19 protein-coding genes are annotated in these 20,853 nt (G+C 36.6%); 16 read left to right on the forward strand and 3 right to left on the reverse strand.

The genetic code is table 11. The annotated features are described in order from the left end of the window. The first annotated feature begins 26 nt into the window (after nt 1-26). Nucleotides 27-167, forward strand: a complete 141-nt coding sequence (locus EK17_RS09380) for a hypothetical protein (protein WP_198018125.1) — start codon at nt 27-29, stop codon at nt 165-167. A 99-nt stretch (nt 168-266) separates the two neighbouring features. After that, complete coding sequence (locus EK17_RS01990; protein ID WP_269557957.1) at nt 267-470, forward strand: DUF302 domain-containing protein; 204 nt, start codon at nt 267-269, stop codon at nt 468-470. Nucleotides 471-532: 62 nt separating this feature from the next. On the opposite strand, the gene EK17_RS01995 is transcribed toward EK17_RS01990, so the two are convergent. After that, nucleotides 533-2,197 (reverse strand): methyl-accepting chemotaxis protein, encoded by a 1,665-nt coding sequence (locus EK17_RS01995; RefSeq protein WP_035587009.1) that lies wholly within the window; start codon nt 2,195-2,197, stop codon nt 533-535. Nucleotides 2,198-2,318: 121 nt separating this feature from the next. Between EK17_RS01995 and lexA the strand changes: the two genes are divergently transcribed. Genes lexA through EK17_RS08905 form a run of 4 tightly spaced genes read left to right on the forward strand, consistent with a single transcriptional unit; the run spans nt 2,319 to nt 7,504 of the window. After that, nucleotides 2,319-2,909, forward strand: a complete 591-nt coding sequence (gene lexA / locus EK17_RS02000) for a transcriptional repressor LexA (RefSeq protein ID WP_035587010.1) — start codon at nt 2,319-2,321, stop codon at nt 2,907-2,909. A gap of 16 nt (nt 2,910-2,925) precedes the next feature. Then, nucleotides 2,926-4,140: a DNA polymerase Y family protein gene (locus tag EK17_RS02005; RefSeq protein WP_198018126.1), complete on the forward strand. Its 1,215-nt coding sequence runs from the start codon at nt 2,926-2,928 to the stop codon at nt 4,138-4,140. Between the two features lie 53 nt (nt 4,141-4,193). Next, on the forward strand, nt 4,194-6,074 hold the full coding sequence (locus EK17_RS02010) for an HDOD domain-containing protein (RefSeq protein WP_035587011.1): 1,881 nt from the start codon (nt 4,194-4,196) through the stop codon (nt 6,072-6,074). Further along, a complete protein-coding gene (locus tag EK17_RS08905) occupies nt 6,071-7,504 on the forward strand; it encodes an HD-GYP domain-containing protein (RefSeq protein WP_051904352.1) in 1,434 nt (477 codons plus the stop codon). The genes EK17_RS02010 and EK17_RS08905 overlap by 4 nt, the downstream gene beginning before the upstream one ends. On the opposite strand, the gene EK17_RS02020 is transcribed toward EK17_RS08905, so the two are convergent. Further along, nucleotides 7,493-8,470 carry a glycosyltransferase family 9 protein gene (locus EK17_RS02020; RefSeq protein ID WP_035587012.1) on the reverse strand — a complete coding sequence of 326 codons (978 nt, stop codon included), beginning with the start codon at nt 8,468-8,470 and terminating at the stop codon, nt 7,493-7,495. The two genes, EK17_RS08905 and EK17_RS02020, sit on opposite strands and share 12 nt — an antisense overlap. Before the next feature lie 125 nt (nt 8,471-8,595). Next, nucleotides 8,596-9,429, reverse strand: a complete 834-nt coding sequence (locus EK17_RS02025; protein ID WP_035587014.1) for a vitamin K epoxide reductase family protein — start codon at nt 9,427-9,429, stop codon at nt 8,596-8,598. A 188-nt stretch (nt 9,430-9,617) separates the two neighbouring features. Here EK17_RS02025 and tsaE point away from each other — a divergent pair, with 188 nt between their 5' ends. From tsaE to EK17_RS02075, 10 genes are all read left to right on the forward strand, one after another. Next, complete coding sequence (tsaE, locus tag EK17_RS02030; RefSeq protein WP_051904353.1) at nt 9,618-10,034, forward strand: tRNA (adenosine(37)-N6)-threonylcarbamoyltransferase complex ATPase subunit type 1 TsaE; 417 nt, start codon at nt 9,618-9,620, stop codon at nt 10,032-10,034. Beyond that, complete coding sequence (gene aroE / locus EK17_RS02035) at nt 10,018-10,842, forward strand: shikimate dehydrogenase (RefSeq protein ID WP_035587016.1); 825 nt, start codon at nt 10,018-10,020, stop codon at nt 10,840-10,842. The genes tsaE and aroE overlap by 17 nt, the downstream gene beginning before the upstream one ends. Continuing rightward, nucleotides 10,839-12,533 (forward strand): type IV-A pilus assembly ATPase PilB, encoded by a 1,695-nt coding sequence (gene pilB, locus EK17_RS02040; RefSeq protein WP_035587019.1) that lies wholly within the window; start codon nt 10,839-10,841, stop codon nt 12,531-12,533. Before aroE ends, pilB begins: the two co-directional genes overlap by 4 nt. A 19-nt stretch (nt 12,534-12,552) precedes the next feature. Further along, nucleotides 12,553-13,647, forward strand: coding sequence for a type IV pilus twitching motility protein PilT (locus EK17_RS02045; protein ID WP_035587021.1), 1,095 nt, complete (start codon nt 12,553-12,555; stop codon nt 13,645-13,647). Between the two features lie 3 nt (nt 13,648-13,650). Then, complete coding sequence (locus tag EK17_RS02050) at nt 13,651-14,856, forward strand: type II secretion system F family protein (protein WP_035587023.1); 1,206 nt, start codon at nt 13,651-13,653, stop codon at nt 14,854-14,856. Between the two features lie 26 nt (nt 14,857-14,882). After that, complete coding sequence (locus EK17_RS02055) at nt 14,883-16,118, forward strand: hypothetical protein (RefSeq protein WP_035587024.1); 1,236 nt, start codon at nt 14,883-14,885, stop codon at nt 16,116-16,118. Further along, nucleotides 16,118-17,746: a GspE/PulE family protein gene (locus EK17_RS02060; protein WP_035587025.1), complete on the forward strand. Its 1,629-nt coding sequence runs from the start codon at nt 16,118-16,120 to the stop codon at nt 17,744-17,746. Before EK17_RS02055 ends, EK17_RS02060 begins: the two co-directional genes overlap by 1 nt. A gap of 2 nt (nt 17,747-17,748) precedes the next feature. Beyond that, on the forward strand, nt 17,749-18,963 hold the full coding sequence (locus EK17_RS02065; RefSeq protein ID WP_035587026.1) for a type II secretion system F family protein: 1,215 nt from the start codon (nt 17,749-17,751) through the stop codon (nt 18,961-18,963). Nucleotides 18,964-19,018: 55 nt separating this feature from the next. Continuing rightward, nucleotides 19,019-19,648, forward strand: a complete 630-nt coding sequence (locus EK17_RS08910; protein WP_051904354.1) for a prepilin-type N-terminal cleavage/methylation domain-containing protein — start codon at nt 19,019-19,021, stop codon at nt 19,646-19,648. 314 nt (nt 19,649-19,962) lie between these two features. Beyond that, nucleotides 19,963-20,850 (forward strand): ExeA family protein, encoded by an 888-nt coding sequence (locus EK17_RS02075; RefSeq protein WP_035587027.1) that lies wholly within the window; start codon nt 19,963-19,965, stop codon nt 20,848-20,850. Nucleotides 20,851-20,853 lie beyond the last annotated feature (3 nt).

Here is a 20,853-nt window from a genome sequence, read left to right on the forward strand (position 1 = left end):
AGAATTTAATGTTTTGGAGGTGTTTTATGGGTATAAAAAGTTTATTAACTGCAGCAGCAGCTGGTGTTGCAGCGGAAACTGCAGGTGTATTATATCTGTTTAGAAACAAGATGGTTATCGACATCAAAAGTCCGAAGAGCTTTGATGAAACCTGTGAGGCTATATAAAGGGTTATTCCTCAATTTGAAAGTGAGGGCTGGGGTTTTCCCTTTGATAAATGGAATTTTTATAAGGTATTTGAAAGTAGAAATCTTGATGTTGATAATATCAACAAGCTTATGGTGTATTTTATCTGCAATGCCAAATTGGCCGCACGGGTTATAAGTGCAACAAATGCCATGGCAGGTATTATGCCATGCTCTTGGTCTGTCAGCGAAAGAAACGATGGGATTTATATCTCAAAGATGAACATCGGCCTGATGGCAAAGATATTTAGCGGCGAGATTAAAAAAAGCCATGGAGATTGTTGAAGAAACAGAAAAAAGGATGCTAAAGAAGATTTTTGAATAAAAAAGCCCGGTTTAGGCCGGGCTTAGACTTCAACTCCCACGCGCAGGCCACCCCAATGTCTGCCTTCAACATAAATAGGCACCGACATATCATACATGGCGTTTCCTGTATCCCTCAGATATGTCTGTACAAGTAGCGGTTCTGTATTTTTAGCGCATGCAAGACCAACCGGATCATCAAATTTTCTCTTTGACCTATTGCCTATAAGGTCTTTTTCATAATCTCCTGTTAAGGGTTTATCATAGATTGAATTGTGTGCTGCAGCATATCCGTTATCGTCAACAAGCAGGAAGTATTTAAATTTACTGTTTTTTGCAAGATATTTATCCTCAATCGGCTGAATATACTTTTTGACAAAATCTGTGAAGCGAGTTTCATATTTCTGAGGATTGGTGTTTGGTATGGGTCTGTAATTTCTATCCCATATATCAGCCGATGATATCACGCCATCTTTGATTGCTTTTTCTATTGTTTGTTCAATTTCTTCTTTGGCATCCCTTAGAAGTTTGTAGATATCCTCCATTGGATGCTTGATTTTTAATTTTTGTAGCATCTTAAATGCTCTGTCTGAAACCTCACTTAAATCAACACTCTGGCTTGCTACATTATTCAGGTTATCTACCACCTCTCGTGTGGATGCTGTGACAGTTTCAACTGTTTGGGTAACCTCCTCGATTGATGCTGACTGCTCCTCTACGGCTGCTGTTATGGTGTGAAGCATCTGGCTTGCCTTATCGATTTCTGCAACGACATTTTCGAATGTGTCTTTGATTTTTGATGTTTCTTCTCCACTTTTTTTGATCTGCTCAGCAATTTTTATATTCTGGTCTATAAGTTTTTCTGCATTGGTGCTAACTGTTCTTATCATTTCATATATTTCTGATGCGTTTGATTGCGTTTTTTCTGCTAATTTTCTAACCTCATCAGCAACCACAGCAAAGCCTCGTCCAGCCTCACCGGCTCTTGCTGCCTCAATTGCAGCATTTAGTGCAAGTAGGTTTGTCTGATCGGCTATATCGTTTATTACATCGACAATGTTTGAAATGTTTTTTAAGTTGTCATCTAATTGATTGATAAGATTTTTGCCTTCCTCCATCATCTCCACATTTTTGTTCATGCTTTCTTCAACATTCTGTGATACCTCAAGCACTTCTTTACTTGCCTCGTTTATCTCATTCATGAAGTTGCTGAATTCTTCAACATTTGTTGAGATATCTGTGATGGCATGGGAGGCATCTTTCATGGTAGCGTTTATTGCATCAAATTGAGACATATTCTCATTTATGGCCTCGATTGTTTTTTTAAGTTCATGATTGAATTTAGCGTTGAACACACTGGCTTTTCCTGCCGCTGTAATAATTTCGCTTACCGTTGTGTTCATAAACTCCTTAAATGTTTTTATAAATGTCTCAACAAACGGCAATCCGGGTGTTTTTATCTCCTTTATTAGATCGATTCTTTCATCCTCTAATATTTCTTTGAATTCTTTGTTAATTTTATCCACCTGAGAGATGAGTTGTCTGTAGTAGTAAATGAAGTTAATTAAAGCAAATAATAAGGATGAGCCTGTAAATAGAAGAATAAAGTGGTGCTCAAAAAAATCCTTATAAGTTAGATAACTTACAATACCAAATATGAAGTAAAGCAGAAAAGTTATAGCTGTAAAGCTAAACAGTTTAAACAGCATAAGCCAACCTCCTTCTTGTCAAACTGAGCTTGATTATAATTCATTCTTTTATTATTTCAACCTTTTTTAATTATAAATAAAATAACTTGATAGGTGAACAATCGTTTACTAAAATTGCTGTATGGATGAAAGGTTGAAAAAGAGGTTAAAAATATTGGAGGGATATTTTTTAGAAAACGGCACCATGCCAAGCTATTCACAGATGTGCAAACTGTTTGGTGTAAAGTCCAAAAACGCTGTATTCAAAACGATTAGTAGGTTGATAGATGAGGGGTTTTTGAAAAAAGATAGAAATGGTAAGTTGAGATTTGAGCTAATGCCGGGGAGTATAAAGATCCTTGGTGAGATAAAGGCTGGCTTTCCATCTCCTGCTGAGGAGGAGCTGATAGATACCGTTTCGCTGGATAGTTTTTTGGTTGATAATCCTTCTGCTACATTTATGTTGAAGGTAACGGGTGATTCTATGGTCAATGCGGGTATTCTTGCAGGTGATTTTGTGCTTGTTGATAGGTCAAAACAGCCAAAAGATGGAGATATAGTAGTTGCAAGTGTTGATGGTGAGTGGACTTTAAAATATTTAAAAAGACAAAAAACAAAAAACGGTGATCGCTACATACTGATTGCGGCAAACCCAAAATATAAACCTATCAAACCCTCTCAGGAGCTTTGTATAGCCGGTGTTGTTGTGGGGGTTATAAGAAAATACAGATAAAATGGGTGTATTTTGTGTGTCAAGTTGGCCTGATGCCATAGCTCATATAGATGCAGATGCCTTTTTTGTGGAGTGCGAAAGGGCAACAAATCCGCTGCTTAGGGGTAAGGCGGTTGTTGTTGGAAAAGAGCGTGGTATAGCTACGGCTTTAAGCTATGAGGCAAAAGCTTTGGGTATAAAAAGAGGCATGCGAATTGTAGATATAAAGAAACAGTTTCCCGGGGTTGTTGTGCTTAATTCAGATTATGAAAAATACAGTATGTTTTCTGTTAGGATATTTGATATTTTGAGGAGATTTTCCCCTGTGGTGGAGGAGTATTCGATAGATGAGGCTTTTGTTGATTTAAAAGGCTTAAGGGCTTTTTATAAAAAAAGCTACAGAGAGCTTGCTGTTTTGATACAGAAGAGTATTAAAGAAGAGCTTGGGATTTCTGTTTCTTTAGGTGTTGCACCAACAAAGGTGCTTGCAAAAATTGCATCAAAATTAAAAAAACCAGGTGGCATTGTTGTTATAAAAGCTAAAGAGATACAAAACTACCTTAATATTCCTGTGGGTAGTGTGTGGGGTATTGGACCAAATACAGAGGCGTTGCTTGCCAAATTCAATATTTATACGGCTATTGAGTTTGCAAAGACAGATATTGCATTTCTATCCAGAATACTCTCAAAACCATACATTCAGATTCACAGGGAATTAAGAGGAGAAAAGGTGTTTAATGTCGACCCTTCTTATAAATCCTCTTATAAACCTATCAGTAAAGCCACAAGTTTTAAGCCCATTGCCGATAAAAACATGCTGTTTGCTAAAATTGCAAAAAATGTAGAGGATGCTGCATTTAAGGCGCGCAGATATGCACTTGCTCCATCCCGTATTGCTGTATTTTTAAAGACAGATAACTTTGCAACAGAAAACATAAAACTCAAACTAAGAACACCCACAAATATAACCTCCCATCTTTTGGAATACGCAAGAATAGGGTTTGAAAGAATCTATAAAGAAGAGAGAAGCTACAGGCAAACGGGTGTTGTTTTGCTAAACCTTACAACAAAAAAAAGATACGATTTATTTGAGGATTTTACTTATTTAAAAAAGAGTGCCCTCCTGTATGGTATTATTGATTATGTAAATACAAAATTTGGCAGACACAGTATATCTATCGCATCTACACTTCCTGCTTTAGAGCCTAAAAAACAGAAGTTGAGCGTACCTTTTATAGGACATGTAAAATAAAAATTATATTTCTTTTTGTTTACAAAAGATAAAAGTTTGCTATTATGTAATAGATGAATAGTTTTATAAAGTGCGAGTGTGGCTGTTATAATCCAAAGGATAGTAAATACTGTGTATGTTGCGGCAAAGCGCTTAAGCAAAAAGGCAGCATTGTTGCGGTTTTTGACGATCCTCAGCGCGGGTTTGTTTTACTGAAGCATCTTAAAAAAACATCCCTTGAGGTAAAAGGCTTCAAACCCTCAAACCTTACCTTCTCAGACCTTGGTGAGGTTGATTTTGTTGTTCTGGATATAGACCCTAAATTTAGAGAGCTATCCGTTTTGCTTAGAAGAATAAGCGAAAATCTAAGCAGGTCAAAGCTAATAGCTATAAGCAAAAAGGGTTATTTTGCCATCTGGGATAAGCTTGGTGTGGATATAGTGGCAGAAAAACCGTCCGATGTTGTTGAGATTATAAAAAAAGAGTTTGCCTATAGCGACTTGCCTATCTATACAATGAAAGAAGCAGAAGCTTTTTTAAAACATTTTTCTGATTATAATGTAATTTTTGTAAAGTTTAATAGGTTTGATGATGCAAAAATATTCAACCTTCACCATTTGCTTGTGGGTTTATATTACAGTCTCAAAAGGTCAGACATATTTATGGTTGTTCCAAACGCCTATGTGGCTATAATTCCGTCAAACCAGAAAGACGGTAGAGGAGTAAAGATTTTAAAAGAAAAGGTGGAAGTGTATATAAAGGAGCATCTTACAAGCGATGATATATCCTTAAATAGCGTTGAGATTGTTCAGCTAAAAAATAACAAAAAAGAGATTTCCAGCCAAAAGGAAATCATTGTTGCAAAGGAGTATAGCAGGCAGGAAAGTAGTGAAGATAAAGCAAAAGGCTCGCATAAATCAGAGCCTGTATTTGCTATTTTAAAGGCGTTTAGATCGCAATTAGGCAAGCTTTATTTTACCTCATTGAGAAAAAAGGTTGAACCCTATTTGACATTGGGTGATGCAAAATGGATTGCAGAGAACAGAAACTACTCCGATAAAGAAGAAATAGAAAGGTTAACTGAAGAATTTACTCAGCTTGAGAAACAATCCAAAATCTTAAAATACACAGAAGAGGAGTTTTTGTCCTCCTTGGATGGTAATGTTGAGATATTGAGTCTGCCTGAGGTTCAATCAAACATCATAATGCTTATAAATCGTGATGCTTCTTTTAACAGAATTGTGAGAGAGATTAAAAAAGACCCTGCTATATCTGCAAAGATTCTTAAACTTGCAAATTCAGCGTTTTTTGGATTAAAAGGTAAGGTTAAAAGTGTTGAAAAGGCTGCTGTTGTTTTGGGTAGTCAGGAAATTATGAGTATCTCTTTAAGCGTTTCTTGCTTAAATAAGTTTTCATCGCCCTTTATAAAAGATCTATACAAATACGCTATAGCTACCTATGCCATTGCAACATTTCTTGAAGATAAACTTCAGGTTGTTACCTCTGCTCCACTTACAGCAATTTTGCACTCAATAGGTTATATGTTTTATGCTCAATATATGAAAGATGAATTTTCTGAGGTTGTAAATAGGGCTAAAAATGGCGGTGTGTTTGAGTCTGAGGCTGTTGATGTTTTACCTGCAAGAGCCCAGGAGGTTTCCTATAAATTGGCAACGATGTGGAACATACCACAAAGAGTCGCTCAAATCATAAGAGATTTTCTCTATCCAAAACGATCGTCAAGCTTTGATGCGTCGATATATGTTTTGCATACATCGGTTTTATTTGCAAGAATATTGGGTTATATGTGGGGCAGTTATTCTATAGATGATATAAGCTATCATGCCTATAAGGTGTTTCTTGATAGGTTTGGTATAAATATAGTAAAATTTTTCAAGGAGCATCATGAGGAATTAAAAGAAAAAAGTAGCAATATGGTAGCTGTATTGGCATGAAGATTACACATCTTGTTAAAAACCTTGCCCGCCAACATGAAGAGATGATAGGTCTTATTGCATCTATAGATAGCTTTCTTAACAAAAGTGAAGGTATTAATCCTGTTGAGGTAGCCTTTGATACTATTGGTTCTTTTGGATGCAAAGGTTTGTGTGTTGTTAAAGATGGTAGAGTTGTAAAACAACAACCCGAAAATTTTTTTGACAGCAATTTAGGCGAGTTTAAAACGGGAATATATGAAGATATAAAGCTTGCAAAGAGTCTTTTTGGCGATATCAGGTTTAGCAGATTTGTTGTGGAAAATGTCGGTGATAGTAAAATAATAGCTGTTTTTGACGAAGATACAAAGCCGTATATTATTTCTGTCACAGATATTATTTTGAAAATTTTAAGGTTAAGATTTAGTAGACAGATTAATAAATTTGAAAATTTAAGGTTTCTTTTAAGGCTTCTTTACAACTTCGATAAAGAAACATACAGTCATTCATTCAGGGTCAGGGTGTACTCCTATTTTATTGCTAAAGGATTGGGTTTTGATAAAAAGTTGATTACGCAGATAAAAATAGGAGCAATGTTACATGATATAGGAAAACTTTTGCTGCCTTTGGATGTATTAAAAAAACGCGGAAAGCTTAGCAATGGAGAGTTTGAACTCATCAAAAAACATGTGAATGAGAGTTATGAGATTTTACAATCTTTTGGATGTAGTGACATCGTTGTTCAAATAGCACTTCTTCACCACAGAAAGAGGAATGGAAAAGGATACCCTGAAAATAGCCCGATAGATTTTGAAGATTATGTAGATGTTGTTGCAGTTGCCGACATTATGGATGCAATTTTATCATCCCGCACATACAAGCACTCAAAAGGCTGCAATATATTAATTGAAGAGATAAGAAAAGAAAAGGGTGGTTTAAAAGAACAGATAATCGATGCCGCTGCAAAATTTATAGCCTCGGAAGATTTTATTGTAGCTCAAAGGATTATCGAAAAAAGATTGTCGAAGATTAAAACAGTGGATGATGTCAGGGATATTTATGAGTCTTTAAATCAACTCAAAGAGGAAAATATTTCACTAAAAAGGCAGAACGAGCTGTTTAAAAGCATAACAAGCGAACTACAGAAAAGATACGAAGAGTTGATGGTTACTGGTGCAAAAAACAAAACTATAAATAGCAAAAAGGCACTGATAGTTGAATCGTATCTTGAAAAATTTGGCAATCTAAAGACGGTTTTGATTATAAAAAATAACGCTATAGTTGAAATGAGTGGAAAGCCTGTAGGTATAGATGTTATAAATAACCCATCAAATCAAAACGGTGTTTATCTTTTTGAAAAAGGCGAATTTAAGATTATTGCTGTCTTTGATGCCATTAAAAAAGAGCCTTCTTCGATGACCGCAGATGTCCTATATAACTTAGTTAGATAAGAATTCTATCACCCTATCGGCAATTTCAGTGTGTTTTAGATCTCTGTAGCATTTTAGGTTGTATGGGCAGTTTTTGGGATTGTTGCAGGGCTGGCAGTCAAGGCCTTTATAGAATACCTTGGTTTTGTCGTTTTCTAAAAACCAGCCGCCTGTTGGACCGCCTATAACGGCTGTTTTTGTTTTTTGACTAACGCCTATGTGACATACGAATGAATCGTTGCCCACCACACAGAATGCATCTTTAATTAAAGCGGCTGTTTGTTTGATTGTGAAGGGCTTTTCTATTAAGATGCCGCCAGAAAACTTTCTGCATATTGAGGCAATCGGTTTTTCTTTATCTGAACCATAGATAATAATTGGGGTTAACTTGAAAGTCTCAGCAATTTTTTTTGATAATTTACCAAACTCCTCTGCAGACCACATTTTATGGGTTTTTCTTGCCGTTGGAGAAACAACAAAGTAGTTTTTTATATTTTTTGATTGAAGATAATTTAAAATAAACGCTTTGTCTTTTTGGTTAAAATAAAGCTCTGGCATAAACTTAGGGGGATTTTCTATGCCAACTGCTTTGAGAATCTCCAATCGCTCAAAAGTTGTATAATCTTTAAAGGTTTGTTGGATGAGTGTGTTATAAAAAAGATTTGTTCCTTTTTTAAAAAAAGCTGCCCTGATTTTGGCATTGGAGAAGAGTGTTATACGTTGGCTTCTTGCCGTTCTTTGAAGATCTAAAATAGCATCGTATTTTTGCTTTCTTATAGTTATCCAAGCTTTTGCTTCTTCTAAAAAACCATTTTTTAATGTTATGAGATTATCTATGTAGGGGTTTAGGGTGAGAATATCTTTTGCAGCCTTTGAGGTTAAAAAATCAACCTTTACCTGCGGATAAACAGTTTTAATTGCCCTTGGTATGGAGCTTGAAAGCAACACATCGCCTAATTGTCTTAATTGAATAACAAGAATTTTCATTCACTCTACCACTATTCTGAACATTAGACCCCGACCACCAGACCCCTTTATAGTCTGCACTGGCTTTATTATTTCAGTTTGCTTTATCAACCCAGCCAAGTTAATAGACTGGCCTGGTGGTCGGGTTAATCACACTTCCCACTTATTTTACACACGCCTTCGTCAAAATCAAAGCCTTTTTTGTCATTGATAATGTAGTTTAAATTATTGTTTGTAGCTTTGTCTGATAAATAGTTTAATATTGCATCCTCGCCAATGATTATTGTTTTTTTGCTTTTTGTATTTACAACCATTACAGGCACAACATCAATGTTAAAGATATCAAGCAGTGCCTTTTCTTGCTGTGGCGTTTTAAAGATTACTTTTAACTGTTTATTTTTTATAGTTTGTTTAAGTTTATTTATTACCTCCTCACAGTGAGGGCATCCCTGTTTATGAATAATGATTAGGCCTTCTTTCAAAGGATTTGGTTTTGTCTGATATGTAAGTATTGACATAGTTGTAAGTATGCCAAAAAAGGATATAAATCCGATTGTAAGTATAAAGTTTTTCTTTATCAGTCTTATCAATGCTAATGTAAAAATCAATGTAAAAACAGAAATGCAAAATAGGCAGATTTTCTGTGCTACAAACAACTGATAACCTACAAGCACACCTTCAATGGATAACGCTGCTGCAGTTAAGTAATCGGCAATATTTGATAAAAGAGATATGTCTTTTTTGTAGAATGTTAAAACCGATAGATTAGAATAAAGCAGGGTTAGTATCCCGAATAAAACTCCTCCTGCCATAACTACATATATTTCATCTATTTTTAAACTTTGTTCTATAATTCTGCAGCCTTCAGCTGTGCAGATATTTCTACTGTTAAGCATAAGCACAAATTGAAGCGTTGTAAGACAAAAACCTATAAAAGCTATGATGATTTCAGGCTTTTTTATTATTTCTTTTGCTTTCATAGCTGATAGAGTATAGATAATTTAGTCACAGAAGTCAATTTCCCGAGCCGTTAAATTTAGAAAAAGTTGAGGTTTGATTATACATAAGTTTTTAGGTATATTGATTTTTTCAAATTAAAACACTCTTGATAAATTTAACGGCTCGGGGGGGCTTGAATTAAAAAGTTATTCATAGTATAAAATAAACCATGACAAAGAAAGACAGCTTTGAGAGTGATAATATTGAAACCACAAAAAAAATAGCTTATAAATTTGCAGATAGGTTTTTAAAAGGCAAAGATAGGGTTGTGGTTTTTTTAAAAGGCGATCTTGGAAGTGGCAAGACAACTTTTGTAAGATTTATTCTTGAAAGTTTTGGTATAGGAGAAAGTGAGTTTGACGGTAGCCCATCTTTCACAATTATTAATAGTTATGGCAATATTCACCATATAGACTTATACAGGATTGATGAGGATTTTGTGTATGAAACAGGTATTTTTGAAATGATTGAAAGTGGTGGTATTTTTTTGATAGAATGGCCCAAAGGTGGCATCGAAGCAGATATAATTGTTGAGTTTACTCAGATAGATGAAAACCGCAGGAGGATAGATGTATATTACAGCTAATACTGATATATTCTGTATATTTGGTAATCCTGTAAAACATAGCTTATCACCAATTTTGCATAATTTTATGTTTGAGTATTACGGTATTGATGCAGTTTATGTGGCTTTTGAGGTTGAAGATATTAAAAAAGCCCTTGAAAGCGTTAAAGCACTTTCAATTAAAGGATGCAACATTACATTGCCTTTTAAAGAGGATGCCTTCAGGTATGTAGATGAAATAGGCGATGATGATACGGCTTTTTTAGAAAGCGTTAATACAGTTAAAAATGAAAACGGCAGGCTTATTGGCTATAACACCGATTATCTTGGTTTTATCGATCTATTTGATGAGTATGCAAAGTTTTGCTCTGATAGTGATACAGTTGTGGTGCTTGGTGCTGGCGGAACAGCTGTAAGTGTGTTATATGGCCTGTATAAACTTGGCATAGAAAACATCTTTTTACTCAACAGAACACTTCAAAAAGCAGAAAGACTAAAAGAGAAGTTTGCAGGAAAACTTAACATTAAAGTAGGTTTACTGGATGATGCAATTATAAAAGAAGCCGATGTTTTGATTAATACCACAAGCGTTGGTATTGATAAAGAATCTTTACCGATTAAACCTGCAATACTTAAAAAAGACGCAATTGTTGTTGATGTAATATACTTTGATACACCGCTTGTAAAAGAAGCATCAAAGCTTGGGCTTGCCGCTATAAACGGCATGGGAATGTTTGTGTCACAGGCTTTTTATGCATTCAAAATATGGCATGGTGTTGAGTTTGATAAAATAGCAGCAGAAAACTTGCTAAAGGATATTGAGTTATGACAACGCTACTTGGTCAGCTTCTTTTATGGAATAATATTATTACCCAGCAACAGCTTGATGAGGCGCTTGAGGAGCAAAAGAAATCAAAAAAGAAATTAGGCACAATCTTAGTAGAAAAGGGTTTTGTTTCAGAAAAAACATTAAACGAATTTTTAAGCAAACAGTACGGTGTTGAGCCAATAGATTTATCAGATATTGAAATTCCAAATGAAGTAATAAAAAAGGTTCCCGCACAGATTGCCAAAAAATACACCTTAATCCCCGTAGCCATAGAGAAAAATAAGCTTAAGGTTGCTGTTTCAGATCCTACAAATATTCTGGCTTTAGATGAGGTTAGATTTGTTACAGGCATGAATGTTGTCCCGCTTTTTTCAAACGAAAGGGCAATTATCAGAGCAATTGATAAATATTACGGCACCTCAAAAGAGCTTGAAGAGATAGCCGATGAGTTGACCGAGTATTCCTCCGAAATAGATGTTTTAAAGGACGAGGAGGAGTTAAATGTAGAGGATTTAGAAAAATCCGCAGAAGATGAGCCTATTATTAAACTTGCCAATACTGTTTTATCAAGGGCTGTTTCAAGCGGTGCAAGTGATATCCATATAGAGCCTTACGAAAATGAGTTAAGGATTAGATACAGAATAGATGGCAAACTCAAAACCGTTATGACATTTGCAAGAAGTATGGCTCCAAAGCTTGTCTCCCGTTTTAAGATTATGTCTAAACTCAATATAGCAGAAAAAAGGCTGCCGCAGGATGGAAGGATTAGAATTAAGTCAGCAGGTAAGGATATCGATTTGAGGGTTTCTACGCTACCTACCGTATTTGGCGAAAAAGTTGTTATGAGAATATTGGATCGAAGCTCAGTCAGAGTTGAGCTTGAGCAACTGGGTTTTGAAAGAAACGATTTGAAACGGTATATGGATGCCATACATAAACCATACGGTATGATTTTAGTTACAGGCCCAACAGGTTCAGGTAAAACAACGACACTGTATGCATCATTGAATAAAATAAACAGAGAAGATGTAAATATAATGACAGCTGAAGATCCAGTTGAGTATAACATCGAGGGTATCAATCAGGTGCATGTTAGAGAGGATATAGGCTTAACATTTGCATCGGCTTTAAGATCATTTTTGCGTCAGGATCCTGATGTAATAATGGTTGGAGAAATCAGGGATAGCGAAACAGCAGAAATAGCCATAAGGGCAGCTTTAACAGGCCATCTTGTATTTTCAACACTCCATACAAACGATGCACCCTCAACAGTGATGAGGCTTGCGGATATGGGAGTTGAACGCTATTTAATTGCCTCAAGCCTTATATTGGTGCTTGCTCAAAGGCTTGTAAGAAAGATATGCCCCTACTGTAAAACGCAGTTAGATATTCCGCCTGCAGCATTGGAGGAGATAGGGTTTTCTAAAGAAGAGGCAAAAACAGTTAAAGTGTTTAAAGGTAAAGGGTGTGATAACTGCAACGACACGGGTTATAAAGGCAGAATTGCTTTGTATGAGGTAATGCCTGTTTCAGATACAATCAGGAGGATGATACTTGAGGGAGCAAGTGTTGAGGAGTTGAGAAATCAGGCAATTAAGGAAGGTATGTCAACTTTGAGAACAAGTGGTCTTAAGAAAATCAAAGAGGGTGTTACAACAATAGAAGAAGTTATGAATGTTACATTTAAATAAATAGCATAAGGAGTTTTATATGGGAAAGATTCCAAATGACCTTGTAGAGCTACTTGAAAAGTTGATTTCTGAAGGTGGTTCGGATTTGCATATAACGGCAGGGGCAAAGCCAAAAATAAGATTACACGGTGATTTAGTAGACCTTGATGAATACGATCCATTAACACCTGCTGAGGCTCAAAACCTCTGCTACAGCGTTATGACTGAGCTTCAGAAAAAAAAGCTTGAGGAACAGTTTGATGTTGATTTTTCCTTTGGAATACAAAGACTCTCCCGTTTTAGAGCTAATGTGTATATCCAGCGTGGCTCTGTTGCAGGAGCGTTCAGGATGATTCCCTACGAGATACCGCCGTTTGAGCAGTTGGGCATTCCTCCTGTTGTGCAAAAATTTGCAAGTTTGAAAAAAGGCCTTGTGCTTGTGACAGGCCCCACAGGCAGTGGAAAGTCAACCACACTTGCCGCTTTAATTGATAAGATTAACAAAGAGCGGAAGGTGCATATAATAACGATAGAGGACCCAATTGAGTTTACATACTCCCACAAAATGGCTTTAATCGATCAAAGAGAGGTTGGCAGTGATGTATTGAGTTTTGCTTCGGCTCTAAAGCATATTCTAAGGCAGGATCCGGATGTTATTTTGGTTGGTGAGATGAGGGATTTAGAAACCATTCAGGCAGCATTAACCGTTGCAGAGACAGGCCATCTTGTTTTTGCAACACTGCATACAAACTCAGCACCAGAAACAATCAACAGAATTGTTGATGTATTCCCTCCTAATCAACAGGAACAGGTTAGAACCCAATTGTCTGTCTCACTTCAGGGTGTTGTCTCACAAACTTTAATTAAGAGGAAGGATGGCAAGGGCAGGGTGCTTGCGATGGAGATTATGATACCAACCCCCGCAATCAGAAACCTAATCAGAGAGAATAAAATCCCACAGATCTATTCAACCATGCAGATGGGGCAGGCTGAGACAGGCATGATGACTATGAATCAATCGATTGTTGGATTGTATAAAAAGGGCTTGATCAGTTATGAGTCTGCTTTGGATGCCTCAAACGATAAAAAAGCACTGCAGCGTGAGCTTGACAAGATAAAATACGCAAAGGGGTAGTTTATGCCGTATTTTCGCTGGAAAGGTAGAGATCAAAAGGGCAGAACAAGAAAAGGTGAGATTATAGCGGCAAACAGGAATGAGGCGCTTGCTAAACTCAAAAGCAAAAGAATATCTGTTATTAAGCTTAAACCTGCACCAAAAGATATAGAGCTGCCATTTTTGAAACCGAAGATTAAAGAGAAAGAGCTGATGGTTGTTACAAAGCAGCTTGCAAGTATGTTATCAAGCGGTTTGCCGCTGGATGAGTCGCTTAATATTATGGCTGAGCAGGCAGAGTCAAAAAAGATGGGTGAAATTTTATACGACATCAAGTTACGTGTTGAGGGTGGCGCAAGCCTTTCCCAGGCTTTAAATCATCATAAAACTGTATTTTCTCCCATGTATATCCATATGGTTAATGCAGGCGAGCAAACAGGTAACTTAGATGGCGTTTTGCAAAGGCTTGCCGATATGATGGAAAAGCATATAGCTTTGAAAAGAAAAGTCAAAGGTGCATTGATTTATCCCACGATTGTTACGATTGTTGCTGTTGGCGTTATTGCCCTTATTATGACCTTTGTTATTCCTACATTTGCAAATCTATATACCTCAAGCGGTATGGAATTACCTCTCCCAACCCAGATTGTCATAAACATCAGTATGTTTATGAAACACAATTTTTTATATATGCTGGCAGGTATTATAGCCTTTGTTATTGGTGTGCGATTCTCTTATAAGCGGTTTATTGGTTTTAGGCGATTTATGGACAAACTCCTTCTACATCTGCCTGTTTTTGGCATACTGGCAAAAAAAGGCTCAATAGCAAACTTTACAACGATTCTTGCCTCTTTGAGTGCAAGCGGTATAGATATTCTTGATGCTTTGGATATATCGGCAAAAACGGCTGGCAATTTAGTGATTGAGGAGACGCTGCTTGAAGTTAAGGATATGGTCAAAAAGGGTGAAAATTTATCGTATGCCATGTCTTATTCTGGTGAGTTTCCCGATATGGTCATTCAGATGGTTGCTGTGGGTGAGGAGACAGGAACACTGGATGAGATGATGCAAAAGATTTCTCATTATTATGAGGCTGAAGTGGATGATGCTGTCAAAAATTTAACCTCAATGATAGAGCCTATCATTATTATTGTGCTTGGTGGTGCGATTGGATTTTTAGTTATTTCTATGTATCTGCCGATCTTTAAGATGGGTGAGACGATTAAATAAGGTATTATTTTTGCTAACTTTAAGTGATGTATAGAATTGGTGGCTTTAAAAACGGTGTCGTTATAATTCTAACATCCTCAGACGATGTTCGTTATGCTGTTATTAAAAAAGGAAGAGTAAAGAAAACAGATGTCTGTCCATTTGATAAATTAAGCCAGCTAAAAAGCAAGTATAAGCTAAACAGGGCTGTTGTTGGCTTTTTGAGTGAGCTAACCTATTTTGACAGAACAACATTCAGAATTAAAAATAAAAAGTTTTTGAAGTTAGCTATAAGAAGATACCTGAACGAGCAGGCAGTATTTGCCGAGGATTTTGATTTTAGATTTAGTATAGTCAATATGAGGGATGTTGCAGATGTGTTTATCTGCGGTGTGCCAAAGTCTGATTTGCACAGGATTGAGGCTATAAAGAGGTTTTTTGTAGTAGAAGCTGTGATGCCTGTTGAAATAGCTGTCTTAAATTACTGCAAAAAAGCAACAAACGCAGAAGAGGCCGTTTTTGTTTATGATAATCTCAGGGTCGATCTTGCTACAGAAGACGGCGTTATCTCCTCTCGAAGATTATCGCCCTATGAGGAAGAGGAGCTTGGAGGCGAAAATAGATGTATCTTAAAGGATAATGAGATATTTGTCGCTCTTTGCAATATCGACAAAAATTTTGATTTTTTAGATGCTGATTATATTAACAAAAACCTCTCTTATGAATTATCTAAGGTAGCTTTGTTTGTCAGTGTATTTTTTGCTGTAGTGGTTTTGTTGTTTGCCTATCAAAAATACAGCAGCTATAAAAATTTAAAATCGCAATTTGACCAAAAAATGGCTTTTTATAAAAGCTTGAACAGTTATGTAAATTCTTCAATTCCATCTGAAGAGGAAAAAGAAAACCTTAAAAAAATAGACCAGCTGATAAAACTTGAAAACAAACAGCTTGATCTACCTAAATTGTTGAATTTTATAACAGCCATTATACCACAGCCCTTTAAGCTTGAAGAGCTTGGTGTTTCAAAAAATGCTCAAAAAAGCTCTAATAGCAATCCATATTCTCAGGCTAACAATAATGCATTACAAAGCAGCGACCAATACAGCATTAAGCTTTTACTTACCTGCAACTGCAGTTATAAAAAATCAAAGGAGCTGGTGAAGGAATTTATGGGTGAGCTAACAAAAAAGGTTAAACAGCCTAAAGCAGATCTGAACTACACAGATGAAGAAAATATGGCTATTCTAAAGGCAAGCTTTAAGGTAGAAGGAGAGAAATTTTAATGGCAAAGCCGATAGGTCAGTTGTTAAAAGAGCATGGGTTTATAACAGAGGAGCACATAAATTACGCCATAAAGGTTCAGCAATCCCTTAAAAAACGACTGGGCGATGTTTTGCTCGATCTGGGTTTTGTAACAGATAAAGAGGTTGCTGAGGTTTTAGCAAAGCAGTCGGGTGTTGAATTTATAGATATAGATAACATTACGCCTGCCGTTGAAGCGCTTAATGCAATACCCAAGGCCTTTGCCATTCAAAACAATGTTTTGCCGATTTTAAAAGAAGACTCAAAGCTTATTGTTGCCATAGCAGACCCCTATGATGAGCGTATAAAAACTATGGTGCAGCGATTTGCAAAAGGCGGTGTTGAATTTAAAATAGCTGCAGCTTCAAGTCTTGCAAAAAAGGTTGAGCGTGCCTATTATCTTGCAGAAAACCCCGTTGAGAAAGCAATCAACAACGCCATTGAAAATATTTTAAAAGATAGAGAGGTGTCGGTTGAAAATCTCATCAATATGATTATTGAGGATGCAATAGATAAAGGCGCAAGCGATATTCACATAAATCCGATGAAAGAGGTAAGCCTTGTTTCATACAGAATCGATGGTGTTTTGCATATATTTTACAGCTTCCCTATTTCAGCTCATTCAAGGCTTGTGTCAACGGTCAAGGTAAAAAGCTCGATGGATATAGCAACAACAAACATACCGCAGGATGGCTCTATGAGCTATGAGTTTCTGCATGAGAAATTTGACTTCAGGGTTTCAACGGTTCCAACGCTGTATGGTGAAAATCTGGTTATGAGGATTTTGGGTGGAGCTCAAAGGCAGATATCTCTAACAGAGATCGGTTTTAAAAAGCCGCAGCTTGAGATTATTGAAAAAGCCATAAACTCGCCATTTGGCATTATACTTGCAACAGGTCCAACAGGCGCAGGAAAAACAACAACGCTTTATGCACTTCTGAGGCGTGTTAATACGATGGAAAAAAATGTGTTAACGATTGAAGATCCTGTTGAGCTAAAGGTTCCACTTGTTCATCAAACATCGGTCAATCCGCGGGCAAATCTGACATTTGCCTCGGCAATTAGGGCTTTTTTGCGTCAGGATCCGGATGTAATTTTGGTTGGTGAAATAAGGGATGAGGAGACAGCTACACTTGCAATAAGGGCAGCTTTAACAGGTCATCTTGTTTTATCAACGCTGCATACAAATGATGCAATCGGTGCCATATCTAGACTAAAGGATCTGGGAATTGGCGATTTTCTTTTGTCTTCATCACTTGTTTGTGTTGTTGCTCAAAGGCTTTTGAGGAGATTGTGCTCGTTTTGTAAGCAGGAGTATGAGCTTAGTAGAGAGGATAAGGATTATCTGGGAATAGATATTGATAAAGCGTATAAGCATAAAGGATGCCAGCATTGCAATTTTACAGGCTATTTGGGAAGAATTGCAGCAGGTGAGGTGCTTTTTGTGGATAAAACCGTTCAGGAGATGATTGTTGAGCAGGCGCCTATTAGCAAAATCAGGGAGTATCTTGAGCAAAACGGAATGATAAGCATGAAGGCATCTGCTGCTTTATCGGTTAAAGATGGCATTACAGATATCGATGAAATAAAAAGGGTGTTTGGAATTTAGCCATGCCGTTTTTTGTTTACTCTTTTGTTTCTGAGGATGGTAGCATTATAAAACAGATGGGCAGTTTTGACTCTGTAGATGAGCTTTATACGCATATTGAATCAAGAGGCGGTATGCTTTATAGGGTTTTTGAGGTGCCCTCGCCACTTGAGGGAATTTATAAAGGCATAGTTATAGGCAAAGCAAAACTTAAAGATATATCGGAATTTGTGCGTGGCGTTGCCGTTTACTTAGAAAGCGGTATATCAATCAGGGCAGCCCTTGAGGATATAGGTCTAAATTCTTCATCAAAAGCCATTAAATTTGCCACGCAGCAGATAATAAAGATGCTTGATGATGGTTATGCAGTTTCAGAAGCCTTTGAAAAGACGGGGATTTTTCCAAAAATTGTAATCTCGATGGCAAAAATAGGTGAAGCAACAGGTGAGCTTGACTCGACACTTAAAGATGCCGCCGATTACTTAGACAGGATTATTGAGATAAAATCCTCTGTAAAACGGGCTATGATTTATCCGCTGTTTAGTTTATTTTCGATTTTGGGCGCTTTTGTTTTCTGGATTGTTTATATCCTGCCAAAATTGATGGGGCTGTTTAATAGCTTTAATATGAAACTACCACTTGCAACACGCATGCTTATAGGAATGAGTAATTTTTTCAACAGCTACGGCCAGTATGTGGCGCTTGTTTTTGTGGCTATAATTGTTGCATTTCCATTTTTAATGAAAGTAGAAAAATTCAGATATTTTGTGCACAAAATGCTGTGGTATATGCCTATTGTTGGCATAATTATCCGCTCATCGCAGATGGCGTTTTACTTTCAATACATGGCGCTTTTGACAAGAAGTGGCGTAAGCATCACTCAAACGCTTGAGACGATGGAGTATGCTGTAACAAATTTATTTTTCCTTAAGAAAATCAAAGGAATATCCGATAAATTAATAGAGGGGCAGAAGCTCTCCGATGCAGTGTGGGAGGCAGGCGTGTTTGAGCTGTTTGCAAAAAGAATGACAGCTGTTGGAGAAGAAACAGGCAATATGGATGAGCAGCTTAATAGACTTGCAGATTATTACTATCAAAAGGTCAGAGCGCTTGTTGATGTGATAGGCAAACTGATTGAGCCAGTGATTCTGATTTTTATTGGCGTTTTGTTTGTGTTCTTTGTTTTGGCTTTGATGAGTCCAATCTACAACATGATCGGTAATATTGGAAGGTATTGACATGGAAATATTAAATAGTATAACTTAGTTAGATAAAAAAGTTGGAGGTGTTGAAATGAAGGGTGTTCTAAAGAGCAGGGGTGGATTTACACTCATTGAACTGGCTATTGTATTAATCATCATAGGTTTGATCTTGGGAGCTGTTTTAAAAGGAAGGGATTTAATAGAAAGTGCTAAAATTAAAAAAGTTTATACCAATTTTGTAGAAGGATGGATTTTAGCTGTGGAAAATTACCAAGATAGAACGGGACAACTGTTAGGTGATGGAACTGCTAATGGAGGAACAGCGGATAATCCAGATGGAGTATTTGATAATATTAATTTAGCTGCAACAACTACAGTTGAAGATAAATTAAAGGCAGTTGGTTTGGAGCCGCCGACAACAAATACAAATAACCCCGGCTCTTATTTTATTAATGCAAAATACACAAGATCAACTATGACTGCATGGTTATATAATCTGCATAGCTATATTGATAATAGAAACTATAATGCCATTTATATAACAGGTATGCCTACAGATGTAGCTATAGCATTGGATACTATTATAGACGGCAGTGCTAATCCTAGCACTGGGTTATTTAGACGCTATCACGATGACTATACAGGAGCTGATGGAACTCATAACACATGGCCAAATGCATCAACTACAGCAACGGTTAATGTGATGTATATCTACAAATAGAAAAGTTTGAAGCTGTATCTTAGTTTTTTGTATCCATTTAAGAATACTCAGCCGACTTTAAGGGAATTCTCCTTTAAGTCGGCTTTTTTGTTTGGTAATGTGGAATAAGTGTATTAATAAACAGGGACAAATAGATTAACTTTTTTGTATTTACCATCACTAAATTTTGTCCTCAAAATAAATCAAATTAGCGTTAGGAAAATAATATTTCTCAATGGGGGGCAATTTATCGTTTTTTTATCCTATTTACTGTTTTTTGTAATGTGGCAAAGCTTTCCTTGTTTTCTTAAAATCTTTTTAATATAATAAGGTGTATGAAAGAATTACTTGAGTTTTTTGAGTTAAAGGATGAGCCGTTTAGGTTAACGCCGGATTGTGATTACTTTTTTCCGTCAAGCTCTCATTCTGTGGCTTTAAAGCTGATAGAGTATTCTTTAAATGACCCGGATGGCTTTGTGTTGCTTACAGGCTCACCCGGCATGGGCAAAACTACCCTGATAAGAAAATTATTTGAAAAATTGGATGAAAAATGGGAGACGGTTTTGATTGTTGCGCCCATGTTAAAACCAGAGGAGCTGATGGAGGCGATTCTTTCTGACTTAAATTTAGAGACATCGTCAAATACAGCCAAAAACTTTCAAAAGCTGCAGGATTATTTGATTGCACTTGCCAAAGACAACAAAAAGCTTTTGCTTGTTATTGATGAGGCGCAGAATTTGCCTGTGGAAACACTTGAGCAGATAAGGCTTTTATCAAACATAGAAACATCCACACAAAAACCGCTTCAGATTATTTTAAGCGGCCAGCCTGAACTTGAACAAAAGGTCAAGCAAAATATAGCTCAACTTGACCAGAGAATCACGGTCAGATGCACACTCAAGCCGCTTTCAAAGGATGAAACAAGGGATTACATTAAATTCAGGTTTTCCAAAGCAAATGGGCGGGTGGATATAACAAAATCAGCCCTTGAGATTGTGTATAAATACAGCGGTGGCATTCCCCGTTTGATAAACAGCATTATGAAACGGGCTTTATTGATGGCTTTTTCTGATAACTCAAAAGCAATTGAGGTTAGACATATAAAAGCAGCAGTTGAATCGTTGGGACTTAAAAAAAATCAGATGCCTATTTTATACATTATTGGAATTTTAATTGCTATAGTGTTGATAGCCTTGATTGTGTATTTTTTTAAAAGGAGTTAGAAG

It is taken from the genome of Hippea jasoniae (assembly GCF_000744435.1).
In the GTDB taxonomy this organism is placed as follows: Bacteria; Campylobacterota_A; Desulfurellia; order Desulfurellales; family Hippeaceae; genus Hippea; species Hippea jasoniae.

Excerpts from the sequence above, each read along its gene's own strand:
- EK17_RS09380 (WP_198018125.1), top strand. The coding sequence starts at position 27 with ATGGGTATAAAAAGTTTATTAACTGCAGCAGCAGCTGGTGTTGCAGCG.
- EK17_RS01995 (WP_035587009.1), bottom strand. The coding sequence starts at position 2,197 with ATGCTGTTTAAACTGTTTAGCTTTACAGCTATAACTTTTCTGCTTTAC.
- lexA (WP_035587010.1), top strand. The coding sequence starts at position 2,319 with ATGGATGAAAGGTTGAAAAAGAGGTTAAAAATATTGGAGGGATATTTT.
- EK17_RS02010 (WP_035587011.1), top strand. The coding sequence starts at position 4,194 with ATGAATAGTTTTATAAAGTGCGAGTGTGGCTGTTATAATCCAAAGGAT.
- EK17_RS08905 (WP_051904352.1), top strand. The coding sequence starts at position 6,071 with ATGAAGATTACACATCTTGTTAAAAACCTTGCCCGCCAACATGAAGAG.
- EK17_RS02020 (WP_035587012.1), bottom strand. The coding sequence starts at position 8,470 with ATGAAAATTCTTGTTATTCAATTAAGACAATTAGGCGATGTGTTGCTT.
- EK17_RS02025 (WP_035587014.1), bottom strand. The coding sequence starts at position 9,429 with ATGAAAGCAAAAGAAATAATAAAAAAGCCTGAAATCATCATAGCTTTT.
- tsaE (WP_051904353.1), top strand. The coding sequence starts at position 9,618 with ATGACAAAGAAAGACAGCTTTGAGAGTGATAATATTGAAACCACAAAA.
- aroE (WP_035587016.1), top strand. The coding sequence starts at position 10,018 with ATGTATATTACAGCTAATACTGATATATTCTGTATATTTGGTAATCCT.
- pilB (WP_035587019.1), top strand. The coding sequence starts at position 10,839 with ATGACAACGCTACTTGGTCAGCTTCTTTTATGGAATAATATTATTACC.
- EK17_RS02045 (WP_035587021.1), top strand. The coding sequence starts at position 12,553 with ATGGGAAAGATTCCAAATGACCTTGTAGAGCTACTTGAAAAGTTGATT.
- EK17_RS02050 (WP_035587023.1), top strand. The coding sequence starts at position 13,651 with ATGCCGTATTTTCGCTGGAAAGGTAGAGATCAAAAGGGCAGAACAAGA.
- EK17_RS02055 (WP_035587024.1), top strand. The coding sequence starts at position 14,883 with ATGTATAGAATTGGTGGCTTTAAAAACGGTGTCGTTATAATTCTAACA.
- EK17_RS02060 (WP_035587025.1), top strand. The coding sequence starts at position 16,118 with ATGGCAAAGCCGATAGGTCAGTTGTTAAAAGAGCATGGGTTTATAACA.
- EK17_RS02065 (WP_035587026.1), top strand. The coding sequence starts at position 17,749 with ATGCCGTTTTTTGTTTACTCTTTTGTTTCTGAGGATGGTAGCATTATA.
- EK17_RS08910 (WP_051904354.1), top strand. The coding sequence starts at position 19,019 with ATGAAGGGTGTTCTAAAGAGCAGGGGTGGATTTACACTCATTGAACTG.
- EK17_RS02075 (WP_035587027.1), top strand. The coding sequence starts at position 19,963 with ATGAAAGAATTACTTGAGTTTTTTGAGTTAAAGGATGAGCCGTTTAGG.